The 1,482-nt window shown below is 44.6% G+C and carries 2 protein-coding genes; one reads left to right on the top strand and one right to left on the bottom strand.

Annotated elements, in window-relative coordinates; all coding sequences use genetic code 11:
- The coding region (locus CPT76_RS36005) for a Crp/Fnr family transcriptional regulator (RefSeq protein WP_146116568.1) at positions 1-351 on the bottom strand (351 nt) is incomplete at its 3' end.
- A 783-nt stretch (positions 352-1,134) separates the two neighbouring features.
- On the opposite strand from CPT76_RS36005, the gene CPT76_RS36000 reads away from it, so the two are divergent.
- On the top strand, positions 1,135-1,482 hold a 348-nt coding region (locus CPT76_RS36000), incomplete at its 3' end, for a GntR family transcriptional regulator (RefSeq protein ID WP_146116567.1).

Here is a 1,482-nt window from a genome sequence, read left to right as displayed (position 1 = left end):
CAGCCGTTCGAACTGAAGCTCGGACATGGTGCAAAGAAGCGATGATTCCAACGTTTCAATATATACTTGCCTGGTTCCGAACGAGAATGAATTTAACTCTCCGAATATATTTCCTCTTGTAAGAATGCCAAGCGTGAACTGTTTTCCGCTGTCGTTCAGTTTATAGAGTCTAAGCTTGCCCTCCTTGACGAAGTAGAGTCCCTCACGCGCGGACTCGGGGGTTTGGACCAATGTGTTTTTTGTAATCCAATTGAAATGATGGATGGTATCTAACTGATCGATCTCTCGTATCTCTTCTTGCGACATTTCTTCAAAGATGCTGATTTGCGATAAATACCAGAGCTTGTTCATTGATTATCGAGCCTCCAAATGGTGTTAGCCAACGGGATACGGATTCATGATAAGCTGCCATGCTTCTCCCTTGGTTGGTTTGTAAATATTTAAATGTTACAGCCCTTTATTCGAATACCCAGTCGCGTATATACTTTCCTGGACCTAACAGGCAATTGATATCCGAATCGGCGAAAACGTAAACCTGGTAGACGCCACACTGGCATTCGACTGCTTCCTTATCCTGGCAGAAGGGGATAAGTTTTGTTCCAAAATAGCAGTATGAAGTAGCATGGAGCGGAATGCGCAACCATACGCAAAAATGCCACACACTATATCATAACCAGTGAACAGGCAATCCCCTGTTCAAAGTATGATTGCCGAGTCGAATAGATACGAGTCGAATGGATAGCGGGCGAAAGTAAGCCCATGCAAAGAATCAGGATAGAGGTTAATAAACTGGGAGCAAATGCATTCATGCCCAGATATCGTCGAATGACCTCTAGTATAGGTGCGATTAAACTAATCGTAGACCTCAATACATAGATGCCATAAAGAGGGCGGTATCAGAACCCAGTCGCCGCCTTCGACAGTATTCCCTGAGGCTGAGTTTGCTTCACTATTTCGGACGTCCCTCGTTCACGAGTCCGAATAGGACAAGGTTCGGAGGTTCATCAGTTCATCTTCTATCCCAAGCTTTGTATTGGTAATTATTCATTTTAGCATGTAAAATTGGATTCAATCAGATCCACTTTTATTTGAAAATCAGCATACCACTTATTTTAAATGAAGGAGAAATGCTTTATGCCTCCACGCACGCCTGCTACAGTTGAGACTAAAACCAAACAAATCTATTCCTTGCTGCGCGAACAGATATTTCAAGGTGTCTATGCAGCCGGTGTTAAACTACCATCGACGCGGGATTTGGCAAACGAATTCGGAGTATCACGTGCACTTATCGTGGACGTGTTTGAACAGCTAATCGCCGAAGGGTACTTGGAAGGCCGACAAGGCTCTGGGAGCTATGTCGTTGATCTTGGCGGAACCAAACGACAATTCTATTCACAGCTTCAAGAGATCCATTCTACCGGTGAAGGGACTGTTGCGGAACCCCCGGCTCGCTTCCAAGGCATTGATTTTCGCCCAAGTTTT

Source organism: Paenibacillus sp. AR247 (assembly GCF_002968895.1).
Taxonomy (GTDB): domain Bacteria; phylum Bacillota; class Bacilli; order Paenibacillales; family Paenibacillaceae; genus Paenibacillus_AQ; species Paenibacillus_AQ favisporus.
The sequence above is the reverse complement of the archived record's forward strand: the minus strand, read 5'-3'. Positions and strand labels throughout refer to the sequence as shown.